Raw genomic sequence first — 17,708 nt, 5'->3', positions numbered from 1 at the left:
CGGTGTATGTGAATACTTTGATACCAAATTTACCGTGTTTTGCGCGTTCTTTCTACATGAAGTAGAACACGGCCTCCCGGCGTGTCGCGCAGCCGGGCGGAGGGGGCCGGTCGGGGCCCGTGCGGGGGCCGAAAGGGGAGGCTGGAGGCGGGGCAATTCGGCCATTGCAGGCCGTGACGCGCCGTGGGAGTCTGAGTTACGGGGAAGTGCCATTGTGTTCTACACTCTGTAGAAGACGCACTTCTACGCCACGTAGAAGTTGCTCGGACCTAGCCAAAAGTAGGGACTGCCTTGGACGCCTTGGAAATCGCACGCTGGCAATTCGGAATCACCACCGTCTACCACTTCATGATGGTGCCGCTCACCATCGGCCTTGGGCTGCTGGTGGCTGTGATCCAGACGCTCTGGTACCGCACCGGCAAGCCGGAGTATCTGCGCATGACCAAGTTCTGGGGCAAGCTTTTCCTGATCAACTTCATCATGGGCGTCGCCACCGGAATCGTGCAGGAATTCCAGTTCGGCATGGCCTGGAGCGAGTACAGCCGCTTTGTCGGTGACGTGTTCGGCGCCCCGCTGGCCATGGAAGCGCTCCTGGCCTTCTTCGTTGAGTCAACGTTCCTTGGCCTGTGGATCTTTGGCTGGAAGCAACTCAAGCCCGGCGTCCACCTGGCCTGCCTCTGGGTCGCCGTGATTGGTTCAGTTTTCTCGGCCTACTTCATCATCGTGGCCAACAGCTGGATGCAGCACCCCGTCGGCGTCGAAATGGTCAACGGCCGGCCCGTCATGACCGACGCGTGGGCCGTCTTCACCAACAACACCGCCCTCGTCGCCGTGCCGCACACCCTCTTCGGTGCCCTCGCCGTCGCCGGGGCCTTCCTCCTCGGGATCGCCTGGTACCACCTGTGGCGGCGGCGCCACGACGGTATCGACACGGTCGGGGCCGACGGCAAGGTCATTCCCGGCGAAGCCGCCGGAATCCTCGGCAGGGACCGCAACGACCACACCGTCTGGATCCGCTCCCTGCGGATCGGCGCCGTTGTCGCCATGATTTCCTTCGCGGGCACAGCCGTCACCGGGGACCTGCAGGGCAAGCTGATGTTCGAGCAGCAGCCCATGAAGATGGCCGCCGCCGAGGCAGCCTGCCACGACGGCACCGGCTTCTCGGTCCTCAGCGTCGGCAACGTCGGCTCCAGGAACTGCGACGACATCAAGGCCGTGATCGAGATCCCCGGCATCCTGTCCTTCCTGGCCAAAGGCGACTTCACCACGGAGGTCAAGGGCGTGAACAGCCTGCTGGGCGAGTACGAGGCCAAGTACGGCACCACCTTGCCGGACAACCCCATTTACGGGGACCGCGCCGGCCAGCAAATCCAGTACGTGCCCGTCATGGAAGTCACCTACTGGGGCTTCCGGATGATGATCGGCTTCGGCGGTGTGGCCGCCCTCGCCGCCCTTGTAGCCCTGTGGGCCACCCGCAAGGGCACCGTTCCCGCCTCACGCGGAGTCATGCGCCTGGCGGTGTTCGGAATCCTCGCACCGTTCGGTGCCAACGCCGCGGGCTGGATCTTCACCGAGATGGGCCGCCAGCCGTTCGTCGTCGCCCCGAACCCGGACCCCAGCGGAGTGGACCAGGTGTTCATGTTCACCGCCGCGGCAGTCTCACCGGGAGTCTCGGCGGGTGAGATCTTGACCTCCCTCGTGGTCCTGACGTCCATCTATGCGGTGCTGCTGGTGGTGGAGGTCAAGCTCCTGGTCAAATACATCCGCGGCGGCGTGGCCTCGGCCATGCCGGAACTCGCACACGCACCAAAAGACACGCCGAAGGATGGCACGCCTCCGGACGGGACGCCGGGCAAACCCGACGGCGACGACGTCCTGGCGTTTGCCTACTAACCGCCCGTCCACCTAACCCAGCCACCCCCAAGAAAAGCGCAGAGGATTCTCAGCATGGAACTGCTACCCACCATCTGGTTCATTGCCATCGCGGTGCTGTGGACCGGCTATCTCTTTCTCGAGGGCTTCGACCTTGGCGTCGGCATGCTGATGAAAGTCTTCGCCCGGAACAACACGGAGCGCCGCGTCCTGATCAACACGATCGGCCCGGTCTGGGACGGCAACGAGGTCTGGCTCCTCACTGCCGGGGGTGCCACCTTCGCGGCCTTCCCGCTGTGGTACGCCTCCCTGTTCTCCGCGCTGTACCTGCCGCTGCTGCTGGTCCTCGTGGCGCTCATCTTCCGTGCCGTCGCCTTCGAATACCGCGGGAAGGTGGACAACCCGAAGTGGCGCGCCCGCTGGGACTGGGCTATCTCGGCAGGGTCGTTCGTCGCGGCCTTCGGCGTCGGCGCCGCGCTGGCCTTGACCACCACAGGACTGCCGCTGGATGCCAACGGCGACCGCGTGGGCGGGCCCTTCGCCTGGTTCAGCGGCTACGCCGTGCTCGGTGGCCTCGCCGTCGTCGGGTTCTCCCTCCTGCACGGGCTGGGCTTCCTGGCGCTGAAGACCGACGGCGAAGTCCGCCACCGGGCACGGGCATGGTTCGTGCGGCTGCTGCCCGCACTGCTCCTGCCCATCGCCGGCTGGGCGGTGAGCCTGCAGTTGCTCAGCGGCGAGGCCTGGACCATGGCCGCTGTCGTCGCCGCCGTCGTGGCTGCGGTTCTCGCGTGGAACTTCGCCCGCAAGGGTGCCGAGGGCCGCGCCTTCATGTCGCTGGGGGTGTTCCTCCTCCTCGGCAGCGCATCAATCTTCGGTGCCGCCTTCCCCGTGGTGCTGCCCTCCACGCTGGATCCCGCGTTCAACCTGACCGTCTCCAACGCCTCATCCTCGGACTACACCCTGGGCCTGATGAGCATCGTGGCCTGCATCGGTCTGCCCCTGGTCCTGGCATACCAGGCCTGGACATACTGGGTGTTCCGGCGCCGGGTGAGCGCGGCGCACATTCCCGAGGCCCACAGTTTCCTTCCCGCGATCGCCGCCAAAGCACTGGCACCTAAGGACTAACTCCCTGATGCGACCCTTCCCCGCCGGCCCGGCGACTCGTTCCGCGCTCTACCTGCTGGGCCTGCTGGCTGCCCTGAAGGCGCTGTCCCTTGTGCTGATGGCCCAGGCAGTGGCATCCATGCTCGCCGGGCTCGTGGCGCATGACCCCGGCTGGGCGGACCAGTTGGTTCTCGGGGTTGCCGGGGCCGTGTTGCGCTCACTTACCGTGTGGGGGCAGTCGGTGGCCTCGCGAAGGGCGGCGCTCGGCGTCAAGGAAGAGCTCCGCAACCAACTGCTGGAGCAGGCGCTCAGGAACGGAACGCGGCGTGCCGGGCCTACCGACGGCGGCCTCGCCATCCTGGCAACGCGGGGGCTGGATGCCCTGGACAACTACTACACCCAGTTCCTGCCCGCACTGGTGAACTGCGCGGCCATCCCGCTGCTGCTGGGCGCCCGCATCCTGTTCGCCGACTGGATCAGCGCTGTGGTGATCGTGCTGACCGTGCCGCTGGTGCCGCTGTTCATGATCCTGATCGGCCGGTACACAGAGGAACGGGTCAGGGAAGCCCAGTCCGCACTGGCCCGGCTCTCCGGCCACATGCTCGAACTCGCCAAGGGCCTGCCCGTCCTCGTTGGCCTGGGAAGGGCCACCGCCCAGCGGAAGGCACTGGAGGACATGTCCGAGGAATACCGTTCCCGGACCATGGGGACATTGCGCACGGCCTTCCTCTCCGCCCTGGCCCTGGAGCTCATCGCCACGATTTCCGTTGCCCTGGTGGCCGTGTTCATCGGCGTACGCCTGGTTCACGGCGACATGGCGCTGGAGGCCGGCCTGCTGGCCCTCATCCTGGCCCCCGACTGCTACCTGCCGCTGCGTGAGCTTGGCACCGCACACCACGCAAGCGACGAAGGGCGGGCCGCGCTCGCCGAAACCACTGCGGTCCTGGCGGACCCGGGAGCCGCTGCGCTGATCCCCGCACCGTCCGCCAGGACTGCCGCGGGAGCTGTTGGACCGCCGGCAGTCACCGTTGACGGGCTGAGCGTTCGATTCGGCGGACGCACGGACGCCGCCGTTGGCCCCTTGAGCTTCACGGCCGCTGCCGGCTTGATCACGGCCCTTGACGGCCCCAGCGGCGCCGGGAAGAGCACCGTGCTCGGAGTCCTCGCTGGGACCATCGGGACCGGCACGGGAACCGACGTGTCCGGATGCATTGGAGGACTCACGACGGCGGACGTCGCCTGGGTGCCGCAGCACCCCGTCATGGTGGCCTCCACGGTGCTGGCTGAGATCCGCCTTTATCTCGGCGTTCCCGTCTACGGACGCGACGCCGGCGCAGGTGCTTTGGCTGGCGCAGAAAGCGATGCAGCCGCGCGGCGGTGCCTGGCGGCGGTGGCCGCGGAGCATCTGGCCGCCAAGCACCCGGCCGAGCTGAGCCCGGGGGAGCTGCGGCGCGTGGCGCTGGCCCGCGGACTGGCGCGGATCGAGGCAGGCGCCAGCGTACTGCTCCTGGATGAACCCACCGCCCATCTTGACCGGGGATCTGCCACAACGGTCAATCGTGCCCTAGCCGGACTCCGGGGACGCGTCACCGTACTCCTCGTCGCGCACGACCGGCACACCCGGGACCTTGCCGACGCGCTTGTGTCTGTGGCGCCGCGCAGTGGGGGGCAGCACGGGGTCGGGCACGGCGGCGTCGGGCATCCGGACTCCGCGACCTTGCTGCCGGCAACTTCCGGGGGAGATCTGGGCGTGCAGGCTGCGGCCGTCGGAGCGCGTTCCGCCGTGAGCGTCGCGTCGACGAGCTCGAATTCGACCCTGAACGCTGCCCCACGCCCTGATACGGGCCCTGACGCAGCTCCTGGCGGGACGCCGTCGCCGTACGCGAGCGGAGCCCCGATATCGAACGGCCCGGCGCGTGCCGCCGCGCCAGTGACCTCCGCTGACCCGGACGGGTCAGCAAGCCCGGCCGGAACAGTCGCCGCCCAGTTGCGCCGCCTGCTGGCCCCGGTGGCGGGCCGGTTTGCCGCCGCCGGAGTCGTAGGCACGCTGGCGGCCCTGTTCGCCGTCGCCCTCGCAGGGCTGTCCGGCTGGCTGATCATCCGTGCCAGCGAACAGCCGCCCATCCTCTACCTGCTCACCGCGATTGTCGGCGTCCGGTTCTTCGGCATCGGCCGGGCGTGCCTGCGGTACGCCGAGCGTTTGCTGCTGCATGACGCCGTGTTCGCCGCCCTGACCAGGCTCCGGGGCCGGCTGTGGGAGTCGCTGAGCCGCCGGGCACTGTCTTTGCGTCGGCTCCTGCAGGGCGGCAACGTCTTGGGCACAGTGGTGGACGACGTCGACAGTGTGCGGGAGTTGCTGCCCCGCGTCGTGCTCCCTCCCGTGACTGCTGTTGCTGTCGCCGCGTCCGCTGTGGTCGGGATCGGGCTGCTGCTTCCGGCGGCGCTGCCCACCGTGGGGGCGGCAGCGGTGCTGAGTCTCCTCGTTGCCCCTGCGCTCGCGCTGGCCGCCGACCGGATGTCCGCCGGCACCGAACAGAGACTCCGTTCCGGCGTGCTCCGGGACGTCGCCGCCGCCTTGGACGCCCGTGCAGAACTCCAGGCGAACGGCGTGAGCGCCCCCGTGCTTGATGCGATCAGCCGGGCCGATCGGTCCGCGACGGCCGCTTCCCAGCGTTCGGCGTGGGCCGAAGGCCTCGGCCAGGCACTGACCGTCCTGGCGTGCACCGGGGCCGCGCTTGCCGCCGCCGTGCTGGCTGCCCCGCTCGCCCTTAGCGGCGCCGTCGAACCGGCAACGGTCGCCGTCGTGGTCCTCGTGCAACTTGCCCTGGTGGACCCCTACGCGGCCATCACCACGGCCGTGCGGCAGTACCCGGCGCTGCGTGCCGTCCTGCGGCGGATCGGCGAGGCCGGGGTCCTGGACTCAAGGGCGAATGATGAACCTGAGGGCGACGGCGCCGCTGCCGGCGGGCTGGTGCCCGTGGCTTCGCGGCCCGGAGGGGCGCCCGGAATTGAACTCGTGGACCTGGCTGTGGCGTGGCCTGGCGGCGGCAACGTCTTTGCCGGACTCACCGCCGAGGCTGGGCCGGGGCGTTGGCTGGCCGTCACCGGGGCCTCCGGTTCTGGCAAATCGACCCTGCTGGCCGCGACCCTGGGCTTCCTGCCCGCGGCCGGCGGCCACCTGTACCTGAGCGGCCGCGCCGCGTGGTGCCCGCAGGAGGCGCACCTGTTCGACTCGACCATCCGCGGCAACCTGTTGCTGGCCCGGCCGGAGCCTGCTCCGGCGGGCTCCGGGAAGGCTGCGTCGGTCGGAGACGAAGAACAGATGCGTGCGGCACTGGACGCTGTCGGGCTCGGCCCGATGCTGGCCCGGCTTGAGGACGGACTGGACACCCGGATCGGCCCGGGCGGGGCGTTCCTCAGCGGCGGGGAGCGTACGCGCCTGGCCGTTGCACGCACGCTCATGACCGGAGCTGACGTCATCCTGCTCGATGAACCGACGGCGCACCTCGACGCGGAGTCAGGCAGGCTCATGCTCGCCGAACTGCGGGAAGGGCTGCGCGACCGGACCGTCGTCCTTGTCACCCACAACCCGAACGATATTGACGCCGCGGACGCCAGGCTCGACCTCGATGCCGCGGCTGCTGCTAACGCGGGGGCTGCTGACGCGGGTACTGCTGGCGAAGGCCCGACGCCGGCCGCGATGCTGGCGCGGGGGTAGGCTGCCCGTTAGCCTGTTGGCATGACCCGAAACGACGAGCTTCAGCCCCGGCCGCCGCTCGATCCCCGGCTTCTCTGGCGTGCAGCAGAGCACCGCGACCTCGATGCGTGGGCCGGGCTGATCGCCCGGACCGCCGCCGTCGAACAACCCGTCTGGTTCGAGCGCCGGGCGGATCTGGAACAGATCCTGGAATCGAAGAACAATCCCGTGTCGGCGAACGCCGTCCTCGGGTTTGATCCGGACGGCGTTGCCCGCGCCTACGCCCGGATCACCAAGAACCGCGACGGCGACAAGGCGAACGGCTCGGGCTGCGTCGATCCCGAGTGGCAGGGGAGCGGGATCGGTACCGGGCTGTTGGGCTGGATGGAAGAACGGACCCGGGCCCGCTTCGCCGAGGACGCACGGGCGGGGGGAGATACCGACGAGGCCGGCGACGCGCGCACGGCGGCCGCCGGGGACGGCGATGTGCTGGCAGTCCCGGGAGTGGCGGCGGTGCTGCGCCCGAGGCTGCGGCTCTACATGGAGCAGCAGCACGAGCACCAGGCGGCCTTGTTCGCCGGGGCCGGCTACGAAGTTATCCGCTACTACAACGAGATGCACCGGCCGCTGAATCAAGGGGTCCCCGAAGTCGTTCTGGACCCGGGGATGGAGCTCGTGACGTTTGGGCCGGCGCTGCATGAGCCCGTGCGGCTGGCGCACAACTCGGCGTTCCGGGATCACTGGGGCAGCGAACCACGGGACGAGGAATCGTGGGGTTTTGTGGTGAACGATCCCCAAGCCCGGCCGGACCTGAGCGGCGTCGTACTGGACCGTTCCACCGGGACGGTGGCCGGCTACCAGCTGGCCACCCACGACGCCGAAGGGGCCCAGACCCGAGGTTTCCGTGAGGGCTACACAGAGCTCCTGGGCGTCCGGCGGGAGTTCCGAGGCCGCGGTATCGCGCAGGTGTTGCTGGCGGACGCCATGCGCCGTTTCGCCGCCGCGGGAATGGATGTGGCCTCACTGGACGTCGATTCGGAAAACCCCACGGGTGCCCTCGCGCTTTACCTCAAGATGGGCTACGCGGCCGTCAACCGCAGCATGGCGTGGGACAAAGTTCTCCAGCCGGCGGGGTAGGGGACCGCGCTAGGGACAGTCCTCAGGTTCGCAGACCCGCCGTCCGTCTGGTTGCTCGCCGTCTGCAGCCGCCTGGGTGCCGGCCAACCGCCTACTAGCCGTCCACGTCGTGGAGGTGATGGACGACGTCGTGCAGGAAGTACTGCGCGAAGGTCAGGACAGTGAACACCGAGCCGTTGCTCCGGGTCCCTTTACGGACCCAATCTTCCTCCGGGACCCGTGCGAAAGAGGAGGCAATCTGCTCGCCCTCGGCAGTCAGTTCGACGGCGACCACGGCTGGGTCGGCGTTGGCGTAGTCCTGCTCGATTGCCGTTTTGTCCTGGTCCCAGTCATCGAACCGGGCGTCGTCCTCGGTCAGCATGAGGTTCAGCCGGTGATCGAAGAGCGTGAAGACATCCCGGACGTGGCAGCCGTACTCGAGGACGGACCACGTGGCCTCATTGGGGCGTTCCGCAGCGTCCGGCCGTCGGAGGGCAGCCCGCCACCGCGGGAGCATGCTGGTGACCATCCCGGGAGCGGTGGCGGGGGTCGCGGCGGAGGCATCGAAGCCGCACTCGGGGCAGGGCCGTGACAGGACCCAGGTCCAGTCCTTGGCATCCGGAATGATAGGCATTCCAGCAGTGTAGGTGCATTTGTTCCTGCGGGCATCCCGGCCCGTTGCGGCAGCCGGTGTCTGGCGCAGTCCTGTCTAAATTGTCAGACCCCTCTGCGAGGGTTAGGTTATGGAAGCCATCAGGGATTTCATTTCTTGCGAAGACGCTGCTTGCGGGGACGTTCCTTGCGGGGACGCGGGGCTGGGTTTGGACCCGGCTCGGCCCTCCGGCGCGGACGGCGCGTGCAGCGTTGAATGCTTGGGCGGTGTTGAGGGTGTGGACGGCGCCCTGGCCGTGCTACGGGCGGTGAGTGCGACGGCGGCGGAGGACGCGGCGTCATGGGGTTTCCGGGCCGCGTCGGATTTCGCCGGGCGGGTGGAGGAGATTTCCCGCACGGCGGAGTATCTTCAGCTCGTGGCGGCCGCAGCCGTGGACCGGACCAGGAAGGAGTCCACGGCCGCCGCCGCGGCTTCGGCTGCCGGGGCTGCGACGTCGTGGACCACGGGCTGGCGTGAGAGCCCCGCCGGCTGGGAGACTGGCGGATCCGGGGCGCCGGACCCTGCCGGCACCCCTGTGGCAGGCACGGCCGTATCCGATGCGGAGTCCGCGGCTGACGCGTCATCCCCGGCATCCAAGGTGGCGACGGCGGCCGGGGATGCCTGGGAGGCCCGGGCGGCGGCGGATGACGGGTACCGGAACACCGCGGAGTTCCTCCGGGCGCGGCTGCGGATCGGCGCCGCGGAGACCAGACGCCGGCTTTCCCTGGCCGAGGGGCTGCTGCCCCGGCCGGGGCTCGCCGGACGCCAGGCACCGCCCGCGCACCCGGAGCTCGCCGCCGCCGTCGCCGCCGGGGAGATCGCCTCCCGGGCCGCGAGCGTAATCGCGGTGGCACTGGATCGGGTCAAGCCCCTGTGCGGCACCGACGCCGAGACCCGGATGGAACACGCCCTGACCCGCACGGCCGCGGAGAACGACGCCGACTTCCTGGTCCGTGTCACCCGCTCCTGGGCCGACGCGCTGGACCAGGACGGCACGGAACCCTCCGAGGAACTGCTGCGCCAGCTCCAGGGCGCCTTCATCCGGCGCCGCCGCCACGGCCTGCACCACGTGGAGATCTACGCGACCACCGAACAGTTTGAACACCTCCTGACCGTCATGAACACCGGCGCCAACCCCCGCACCAACCCCACGGACGCGATGGTGCCGGCGGCTGCCCCGGCCGCTGGCACCGCCGGGCAATCCGCCGCGAGCTGCCAGGACTCCGGGGACAACACGGGTAAGGCTGCGGGTGCCGGGGAGGGTTCCGCCAGTTGGGCTGCCGGCGCTGGAGCGGCCGCAGCAGTGACCGTCGCGGGTGTTTCGGCCGCCGTCCCGGCCACGGGGAACTCCGCCGGCCCGGACAGGTTACCGGCCGAGGACCTCGGGTTACCGGGCCAGGATCCCGGACTGCCGTCCCTGGACCTGCGCTCCCGGGCCCAGAAGCTGCTCGACGGCCTGGTCGGGGCGTGCAAGGTCGCCCTCACCACCGGGACCCTGTCCGCGACCGGCGGGCTCCGGCCCCAGATCATGGCCACCATCGACTACCGCGACCTGCTCACCCGGCTCGGCACAGCCGCCAACAACTGTGACGTCGACGCCGGCGGGCCGGGACCGGCAGACCGGACACCCGGGACCGGCACCGGGATAGGTACCGGGTCGCTGCTGTTCACCGGGCCCGTCACCGCCTCCACCGTCCGGCAGATCGCCTGCGACGCGGACATCCTCCCCGTCCTCCTCGGCGGCGGCCGCCGGGTCCTGGACATCGGCCGGGCCTCCAGGATCTTCCCGCCCCACATCCGCAAGGTCCTCATCGCCCGGGACCGGGGCTGCGCCTTCCCCGGCTGCACCATCCCGGCCACCTGGTGCGAGGCCCACCACATCACCTACTGGTCCCGCGGCGGAACCACCGGAACCGAGAACGGCGCCCTGCTCTGCTCCCACCACCACCACGTAATCCACAAAGAACACTGGAGCATCCGGCTCACCAATGGGATCCCCTGGTTCATCCCGCCACCCCACCTCGACCCCCGCCAGGCGCCCCGCCGCAACCACTACTTCCACCCCGACGACCTCACCACCGCCGCATGACCATGGCCCGGGAGACTGGGGGTCGAACGAAACGGGATACCCGGCCGGAAATCGCCCGAATGCGTGCGGCGTGAATGGGCGCCGATGAAAGAGCTGGCGCGGGAGAGAGTGACAGGTCCCCACGGGAACAGAGTGACAGGGCGCCGCGTGACCGTGCCCCACGGGGGCAGAGCGGCAGGGGCGCCGCAGGATCAGGCCCGTGAGGCGATGACCGCGACTCTCGCCATGGCGATTCCAGGCTTAGCTCACGGCTCACGGCTCACGGCTCACGGCTCACGGCTCACGCGGGCGCCGCGACGCGCCAGCCGAAGCAGTAACCCCCGCACTACGGACAAAGGCGCAGGCCACGCAGCTGGAGACCGCTGGAATCCGCTGTTCGGCTCACAGGTACTTGGGCGGCGGGAGGAGTATCATTCCTCCCGGGGGGCGGGCCTGGAAAGGGAATAGCCATGCTCAAGGACGTGCAAGCCGTTGCAGTGCTACCGGCAGCGGACATCACCCGTGCGCGGGATTTCTACCGCGATAAGCTCGGGCTCGAGCCCGAAAACCCGGATGCCGAGGACAATCTGCAGTACAAATGCGGTGGGGGAAGCGGGTTCCTCCTGTATCAGACACCCAATGCCGGAACAGCCAAGAACACACAGATCGGGTGGTTGGTCGATGACCTGCCGGCAACTGTTGCCGAACTCCGCGCCAAGGGAATCGTCTTCGAGGAATACGATTTCCCGGGCTTAAAAACCGAGGGCGGCATCGCCACCACTCCGGACGGAAGCACCGCCGCGTGGTTCCTGGACACCGAGGGCAACATCCTGAACCTCAGCCATATGCCCTAATCGGCCCGTTCACTGAATGCAGGCGAGGCCTCGCGAACTCTGTTGGGGCCGGTCACGCATCCAGATCACAAACAGCCAACGCAAAGAAACGCAGCCCGGCCGGAGCGCGAAAACGACTCCGGCCGGGCTGCGGCATGCCTGTGGCCGCGGGCGGTCCCGGCGCTACGCCTCCGTCGCGGCGGCCTGTTCCTCTGCCCACGCCATGCTGGGTCCGATCGCGTCGATCGCTTGGGACAGCGGGATTCCCGAGCCGTCGCGGCGGCCATGCTCGCCCGGGAGTGAGCGCGCCACGCCGGCCAGGGAGGAAGCCTTGGCCGGACCATGGCCGGCCCAGCCGAGAAGCAAAGTGTCCTCGCCCTTGAGGAAACGGTGAGCGCGCACACCCGCCGTCGCCCGGCCCTTGGCCGGATATTCCTCCAGCGCGGTGACCTTCGCAGCCCCCGGTGCCGTGCCCGGCAGCGCGCCGTCGGTCCCCGCAATGGTCACCACGACGGCGGCGGCGTCAGCGGCGCTGGCTGTCCCGAAGAACATCACTCGGTCCCCGGCGGCCAGCTTGATGCCGGCCATGCCGCCGGCGGTCCGTCCCTGCGGGCGGACGGTGGAGGCGCCGAAGCGCAAAAGCTGGGCTTGGCGAGTGATGAAGACGAGGTCGACGTCGTCGGATCCGGCGGGCGCAACGCCAACAACGGTGTCCTTGTCCTTGAGGGCGATCACTTCCCAGTCCTCGCGGTTCAGCGGATAGTCCGGCTGCACCCGCTTGACCACGCCCTGGACTGTTCCGATGGCCAGGACCTGGTCCAGCGGCGCGAAGGCCACCAGCGTCTCGCCCTTGAGGAGCGTGATGAAGTCCTTGGCCGGTACTCCGCCGGCCATATTGGGGGTGCCTGAAGTTGGCGGCAGGACAGGCATGTCCATGACCTGCAGGCGCAGCATGCGGCCCTGCGAGGTCACGGCAGCGATCTCGCCGCGGGCAGTGGTCTTGACCACGGAGGAGAAAACGTCGTGCCGGGTCCGCGGGCCGGCCTCCGCCAAGCTGTCCTGGTTTGCGGTGCGGGCGATCTGTCCGGACACGGTGAGAATGGCCCAGCAAGGATCGTCGGCGATTTCAAGGGCCAGCGGTGCGGCCTTGCCCTTGGCTCCGGCGGCGGCGCCCGCGGCGGCTGCCACGGTGGGGGAGACGGCCTCGGATTCCAGCAGCACGGTCCGGCGCGGGGTGCCGTACTTCTCCGCGATCTCGCCCAGTTCGTCCGACACGAGGGCGCGGAGCAGTGCGGGGGAGCCCAAGATCGCTTCGAGTTCGGCGATCTCCCGGCGCAGCTCCTCCTGCTCCTTCTCCAGTTCGATCCGGGAATACTTGGTCAGCTGCCGCAGCCGCAGTTCCAGGATGTAGTTGGCCTGGATTTCGGAGAGGTCGTAAATGGACATCAGCCGGGTCCGGGCGGCGGCAACCTCGTCGGAGGACCGGATGATCTGGATGACCTCGTCAATGTCCACGATCGCGACCAGGAGGCCCTCGACCAGGTGGAGGCGGTCCTTCTTCTTGCCCAGCCGGAACGCGGTGCGGCGCCGGACCACATTAGTCCGGTGGTCCACGTAAACCGAGAGCAGCTGGAGCAGCCCGAGGGTCTGTGGCTGGCCATCGACCAGCGTGACGTTGTTGATGCCGAAGGAGTCTTCCATCGGGGTGAAGCGGTAGAGCTGCTGCAGCACGGCCGTGGGGTTGAAACCGTTCTTGAGCTCAATGACCAGGCGGAGGCCGTGCTTGCGGTCGGTGAGGTCCACGACGTCGCTGATGCCGGTGAGCTTCTTGCCGTTGACGGCGTCCTTGATTTTCTCGATGACCTTTTCCGGGCCCACCATGTACGGCAGTTCCGTGACCACCAGGCCGGTGCGGCGGGCCGAGAGCTGCTCGATTTCCACCTTTGCCCGGGTCTTGAACGAGCCGCGGCCCGTGGCGTAGGCGTCGCGGATACCGTCCAGGCCCACGATCCGGCCGCCCGTGGGCAGGTCCGGTCCCGGGACGAACTTCATGATGTCCTCAAGCGTGGCGTCCGGGTTGTCAATCAGGTGCCGGGCGGCGGCGATGACTTCCACGAGGTTGTGCGGAGCCATGTTCGTGGCCATGCCGACGGCGATGCCCGTAGCGCCGTTGACCAGCAGGTTCGGGAACGCGGCCGGCAACACGTCCGGCTGGGTCAGCTGGTTGTCGTAGTTGGGAACGAAGTCGACGACGTCCTCGTCGAGGTGGTCCGTGAGGGTCAGGGCGGCAGCCGCCAGCCGGGCCTCGGTGTAGCGGGGGGCCGCGGGACCGTCGTCGAGCGAGCCGAAGTTGCCGTGTCCGTCGATCAGCGGCAGCCGCAGCGAGAAGTCCTGGGCCATGCGCACCATGGCGTCGTAGATCGCGGCGTCGCCGTGCGGGTGCAGCTTGCCCATGACCTCGCCCACCACGCGGGCGCTCTTGACGTGGCCGCGGTCCGGGCGCAGCCCCATGTCGGACATCATGTACAGGATGCGTCGCTGCACGGGCTTCAGCCCGTCGCGGGCGTCCGGGAGGGCCCGAGAGTAGATCACCGAATAGGCGTATTCGAGGAATGAGCCTTCCATCTCGGACGTGACATCGATATCAACGATGTTTTCGGTGAAATCTTGGCTGGCTTCCCCTGCCGGGGGCGTGGTTTGGCGGCGTGCCATAAGGCTGGTGGGTCCTTCTGAGGGAGTGCTGAACGGGTACTGCGTAAGTTTATGACTAGGCTAAGCCTATGGTGGATCAGCCCGCGGACGGCGTATATCCGGAATATTGGGAAGCCGATGTTGTCCTGCGCGACGGCGGCACCGCCCATGTTCGCCCCATCCACCCCTCCGATGCCGACGCTGTCCAGGCCTTCCACGTGGGCCAGTCCCAGAAGTCCATCTACATGCGCTTCTTCGCCTTCAAGTCCAAGCTCTCCGCCAAGGAACTCAAACGCTTCACGGAGGTGGACTACAAAGACCGCGTGGCCCTGGTGATCACCATCGGCGGCGAAATCCTCGGCATCGGCCGTTACGACCGGCTCGACGACCCGGCCGAGGCCGAGGTCGCCTTCAACATCGCCGACGCCCACCAGGGCCGCGGCATCGGCTCCATCCTGCTCGAACACCTTGCCGCGGCCGCCCGCGAGAACGGGATCCGCAAATTCAGCGCCGAAGTGCTCCCGGAGAACCGCAAGATGCTCATGGTGTTCTCCGATGCCGGCTACGACGTCAAACGCCACTTTGACGACGGCGTGGTGAGCCTTGAGTTCAACATCGACCCCACCGACAAGTCCCGTGCGGTGATGGAATCCCGCGAGCACCGCGCCGAGGCGCGCAGCATCCAGGAGCTGCTCGCCCCGTCATCGGTCGCCGTAATCGGCGCCAGCCGCAAATGGGGCAAAGTGGGATACCAGCTCCTTGAGCACGTCATCGAAGGCGGCTTCAGCGGCCCGGTCTATGCGATCAACCCCGAAGCCCTGGAACTCGCCGGCATGCTCTCCTTCGCCCGGCTCTCCGAGGTCCCCGGCCAGGTCACGCTCGCCATCATCGCGGTCCCGTACGACGAGGTTCCCAAGGTGGTCCAGGAATGCGCGGCAGCCGGAGTGAAGGGGATCGTGGTGGCCACCGCCGGATACGCGGACGACGGCGAACGCGGCCTCGCGCGCCAGCGCGAACTCGTGCGGCAGGCACGTGCCAACGGCATGCGCGTGATCGGCCCGGCGTCCCTGGGCATCGTCAACACCAACCCTGCGGTGTCCCTCAACGCTTCGATGGCGCCGGCCCTGGCACGCCGCGGTGGCCTGGGCTTGTTCAGCCAGTCGGCCGCGATCGGGGTCTCCCTCTACGCCGCCTCCAGCCGCCGCCGGGTCGGCATCTCGACCTTCCTCTCCGCCGGCAACCGAGCGGACGTCTCGGGCAACGACATGATGCAGTACTGGGAGGACGACGCCGACACCACTGCCGTGGGCCTGTACCTGGAATCGATCGGCAACCCGCGCAAGTTTTCCCGGCTGGCCCGACGCCTCGCCCGGACCAAGCCCGTGATTGTGGCCAAGTCCGACGCCATGGGCCTGAACCTGCCGCCCGGGCATGCCGTCCGCACCACGCTGGCGCCCCCGGAAGCGCTGGACGCCATGATGCGCCAGGCCGGCGTGATCCGGGTCGAGACCATTGAAGAGCTCATGGATGTCGCCCAGATTGTGTCGAGCCAGCCGCTGCCCGGGGGCCCGGGAATTGCCGTCTTCAGCAACTCGCGCGCGCTGGGCAAGGTGGTCGCGGACAGTGCAGCCAGGCAGGGGCTCGGAGTGGAACGGATCATCGGGGACCTTGATCTCGATGCGGGCATGTCCCGGGCGCTGCCGGCCCTGCGGCGGAGCCTGCAGGAAATCCTGACCGCCGACACCGTGCACGCGGCGGTGGTGGCGCTGCTTCCTGCGCAAGGTCTTACGGTCGAAAAGATCGCCGGCGTGCTGGCTGAATGTTCGGCGGCGGCCGGTAAACCCGTGGTGGCAGCGTTCAGCGGAATTCTTGATCCGTCCATCTATGTGGAGGGCATGGTCGGTGCGGAGCCGGAGCACCCACACGGCTCCGTGCTCGCCCTGCCGGTTCCGTGCTACTCCAACCCGGGTGCGGCGGTGGCGGCACTGGCCGCCGTCGTGCGGTACGCCCAGTGGCTGGACCGGGATCAAGGCCTCTTCGTGGAACCCGAGGGCTGCCACCCGGACGCCGCCCGGGAGGACCTGGAGCAGCTGCTGCGCAAGGTGGGCGGCGAGCAGCTCGTCCGGCTGGACCAGGACACAGCCGCACGGCTGCTGGGCCATTACGGCATCCGGGTGGTCCCGTCCGTGGGATTCGAGACGGCGGAGGAGGCCGTAGCGGCGGCCGGGCAGCTCGGCTGGCCGGTGGCACTAAAGACTACAGATCCCGCACTTCGGCACCGGCTGGACCTTGGCGGCGTGCGGCTGGACATCCAGGACACGGACTCCCTGCGGCTCAACGTGGCGCAAATGCGCAAGTCGCTTGAGCGGTACGGGTCCCCGTCCCTGGAAGTGCAGACGATGATGCCGGTCGGGCAGGCCTGCACCTTCCGCGCCATCGAAGACCCGCTGCTGGGACCGGTCATCTCTTTCGGCCTGGCCGGCGACGCCGTGAACCTGCTCGATGACTGGGCGCACCGTGTGCCGCCGCTCTCCGGTTCCGATGTGCACGATTTCATCCGGGCACCCCGGGCGTCGAGGAAACTCTTCGGGTACCAGGGCCTGCCGGCCGTTGACGCCACGGCGCTGGAGGATCTCGCCGCCCGCCTCACCAGGCTCAAGGACAACCATCCGGAGGTAGCCCTGGTTGAGTTCAACCCCGTCCTCGCCGGGCCCGACGGCGCCTCAATCCTTGCCGCCGACGTCAGGATCGCGAACGCCGCCCAACGCACCGACAGCGCACGCCGGGCGATGCGCAGTTAGGCCGGTTGCTGCCCGGCCCTAAGCCGCATTCCGGGCCGGGCAGTTAGCAAGTCCCCAGCCGATCTGTGAAAATGGAGACTATGAGCTCCCAGCCTCCAACACCCAAGCCACTGGCGACCGCCCCCGGACGCCAGACCGCGCACCACCACGGGCTCCATGACCACAGTGCGCAGGGCCAGAGCCTGGAAGGGTCCCTCCAGCAGGCCGGTTTCTACCCCCGGCTCGTGGCCGACGTCGTCGCCGACGCCCTGGACGGCCGCGACTGCGTGGCCCACCTGGTTCATCTCGAGACCCACTTCGACCGCGCCGAGGTCCGCCGCCACATTACGGTCCTGGTGCTGACCGAGGACATGCTGGTCATCACCCACGTGGACGACCAGCAGCTCGACGAGGCCGGCGAGCAGACCGTCGCGCAGGTGTCGACCGAGTCCGTCCCCGTAACCCAGATCCGCTCGGTGGTCCTGAGCTACGTTTACGCCCAGCCGCAGGACTACAAGCCCTCCGACCCGGTGCGGGAGCTGACGCTCTCCATTGCGTGGTCCGGCGGCCAGCGCCTGGACATGGGCCCGGCCAGCTGCGGGGACCCGCAGTGCGAGGCCGATCATGGCTACAGCGGCACCATCGCGCAGGAAGACATCGTCCTGCGGATCAGCGCCGAAGCGGACGGTCTGCAGGCTGTGCAGGACGCCAAGCTCTTCGCCCGCGCCTTGCGGGCAGTGAACACCGGCTCCGCGGCCCCGGTCCCGCACATTGGGCCCGGCCTGCCGCCCCGACCGCGGATGGGCGTGTTCGGAAACCGCCTCAGCCGCGGCCACCAGCGCTGACATGGCCCACTTCCGCCAGCCTGAGCCCGCGCAGGATCAGCTGTCAGATC

The 17,708-nt window shown here is 68.7% G+C and carries 10 protein-coding genes; 8 read left to right on the top strand and 2 right to left on the bottom strand.

Annotation, left to right across the window (positions count from 1 at the left end):
* Positions 1-291: 291 nt before the first annotated feature.
* The 4 genes from AC1DDO_RS19660 to AC1DDO_RS19645 are packed head-to-tail and all read left to right on the top strand — an operon-like array spanning position 292 to position 7,810.
* Positions 292-1,893 (top strand): cytochrome ubiquinol oxidase subunit I, encoded by a 1,602-nt coding sequence (locus tag AC1DDO_RS19660; RefSeq protein ID WP_476869579.1) that lies wholly within the window; start codon positions 292-294, stop codon positions 1,891-1,893.
* Positions 1,894-1,947: 54 nt separating this feature from the next.
* Positions 1,948-2,997: a cytochrome d ubiquinol oxidase subunit II gene (gene cydB / locus AC1DDO_RS19655; RefSeq protein WP_476869578.1), complete on the top strand. Its 1,050-nt coding sequence runs from the start codon at positions 1,948-1,950 to the stop codon at positions 2,995-2,997.
* Positions 2,998-3,004: 7 nt separating this feature from the next.
* Positions 3,005-6,694 carry a thiol reductant ABC exporter subunit CydD gene (gene cydD / locus AC1DDO_RS19650; RefSeq protein ID WP_476972564.1) on the top strand — a complete coding sequence of 1,230 codons (3,690 nt, stop codon included), beginning with the start codon at positions 3,005-3,007 and terminating at the stop codon, positions 6,692-6,694.
* A 21-nt stretch (positions 6,695-6,715) separates the two neighbouring features.
* Complete coding sequence (locus AC1DDO_RS19645; protein WP_476972563.1) at positions 6,716-7,810, top strand: GNAT family N-acetyltransferase; 1,095 nt, start codon at positions 6,716-6,718, stop codon at positions 7,808-7,810.
* Between the two features lie 94 nt (positions 7,811-7,904).
* Here the strand turns inward: AC1DDO_RS19645 and AC1DDO_RS19640 are convergent, their stop codons facing one another.
* Positions 7,905-8,423, bottom strand: a complete 519-nt coding sequence (locus AC1DDO_RS19640) for a DinB family protein (protein ID WP_476972562.1) — start codon at positions 8,421-8,423, stop codon at positions 7,905-7,907.
* Between the two features lie 238 nt (positions 8,424-8,661).
* Here AC1DDO_RS19640 and AC1DDO_RS19635 point away from each other — a divergent pair, with 238 nt between their 5' ends.
* Both AC1DDO_RS19635 and AC1DDO_RS19630 read left to right on the top strand, forming a co-directional pair.
* A complete protein-coding gene (locus tag AC1DDO_RS19635) occupies positions 8,662-10,530 on the top strand; it encodes an HNH endonuclease (RefSeq protein ID WP_476972561.1) in 1,869 nt (622 codons plus the stop codon).
* Positions 10,531-10,979: 449 nt separating this feature from the next.
* Positions 10,980-11,363, top strand: coding sequence for a VOC family protein (locus AC1DDO_RS19630; protein ID WP_476972560.1), 384 nt, complete (start codon positions 10,980-10,982; stop codon positions 11,361-11,363).
* Between the two features lie 162 nt (positions 11,364-11,525).
* Here AC1DDO_RS19630 and AC1DDO_RS19625 read toward each other — a convergent pair whose 3' ends face one another.
* Complete coding sequence (locus AC1DDO_RS19625; protein ID WP_476972559.1) at positions 11,526-14,054, bottom strand: DNA gyrase/topoisomerase IV subunit A; 2,529 nt, start codon at positions 14,052-14,054, stop codon at positions 11,526-11,528.
* Positions 14,055-14,122: 68 nt separating this feature from the next.
* On the opposite strand from AC1DDO_RS19625, the gene AC1DDO_RS19620 reads away from it, so the two are divergent.
* Both AC1DDO_RS19620 and AC1DDO_RS19615 read left to right on the top strand, forming a co-directional pair.
* Positions 14,123-16,834 (top strand): bifunctional acetate--CoA ligase family protein/GNAT family N-acetyltransferase, encoded by a 2,712-nt coding sequence (locus AC1DDO_RS19620; RefSeq protein WP_476972558.1) that lies wholly within the window; start codon positions 14,123-14,125, stop codon positions 16,832-16,834.
* Positions 16,835-16,914: 80 nt separating this feature from the next.
* Positions 16,915-17,658, top strand: coding sequence for a DUF5998 family protein (locus AC1DDO_RS19615; protein WP_441409865.1), 744 nt, complete (start codon positions 16,915-16,917; stop codon positions 17,656-17,658).
* The last annotated feature ends 50 nt before the right edge of the window (positions 17,659-17,708 follow it).

The sequence above is a fragment of the Arthrobacter sp. 10N43 genome, from assembly GCF_056394525.1.
Note: the sequence above shows the minus strand (reverse complement) of the source record. Positions and strands in the feature narration are given on the sequence as shown.

What these genes read in the sequence shown, in the direction of transcription:
- cydB (WP_476869578.1), top strand. Translation starts at nt 1,948, where the DNA reads ATGGAACTGCTACCCACCATCTGGTTCATTGCCATCGCGGTGCTGTGG.
- cydD (WP_476972564.1), top strand. Translation starts at nt 3,005, where the DNA reads ATGCGACCCTTCCCCGCCGGCCCGGCGACTCGTTCCGCGCTCTACCTG.
- AC1DDO_RS19645 (WP_476972563.1), top strand. Translation starts at nt 6,716, where the DNA reads ATGACCCGAAACGACGAGCTTCAGCCCCGGCCGCCGCTCGATCCCCGG.
- AC1DDO_RS19640 (WP_476972562.1), bottom strand. Translation starts at nt 8,423, where the DNA reads ATGCCTATCATTCCGGATGCCAAGGACTGGACCTGGGTCCTGTCACGG.
- AC1DDO_RS19630 (WP_476972560.1), top strand. Translation starts at nt 10,980, where the DNA reads ATGCTCAAGGACGTGCAAGCCGTTGCAGTGCTACCGGCAGCGGACATC.
- AC1DDO_RS19625 (WP_476972559.1), bottom strand. Translation starts at nt 14,054, where the DNA reads ATGGCACGCCGCCAAACCACGCCCCCGGCAGGGGAAGCCAGCCAAGAT.
- AC1DDO_RS19620 (WP_476972558.1), top strand. Translation starts at nt 14,123, where the DNA reads ATGGTGGATCAGCCCGCGGACGGCGTATATCCGGAATATTGGGAAGCC.
- AC1DDO_RS19615 (WP_441409865.1), top strand. Translation starts at nt 16,915, where the DNA reads ATGAGCTCCCAGCCTCCAACACCCAAGCCACTGGCGACCGCCCCCGGA.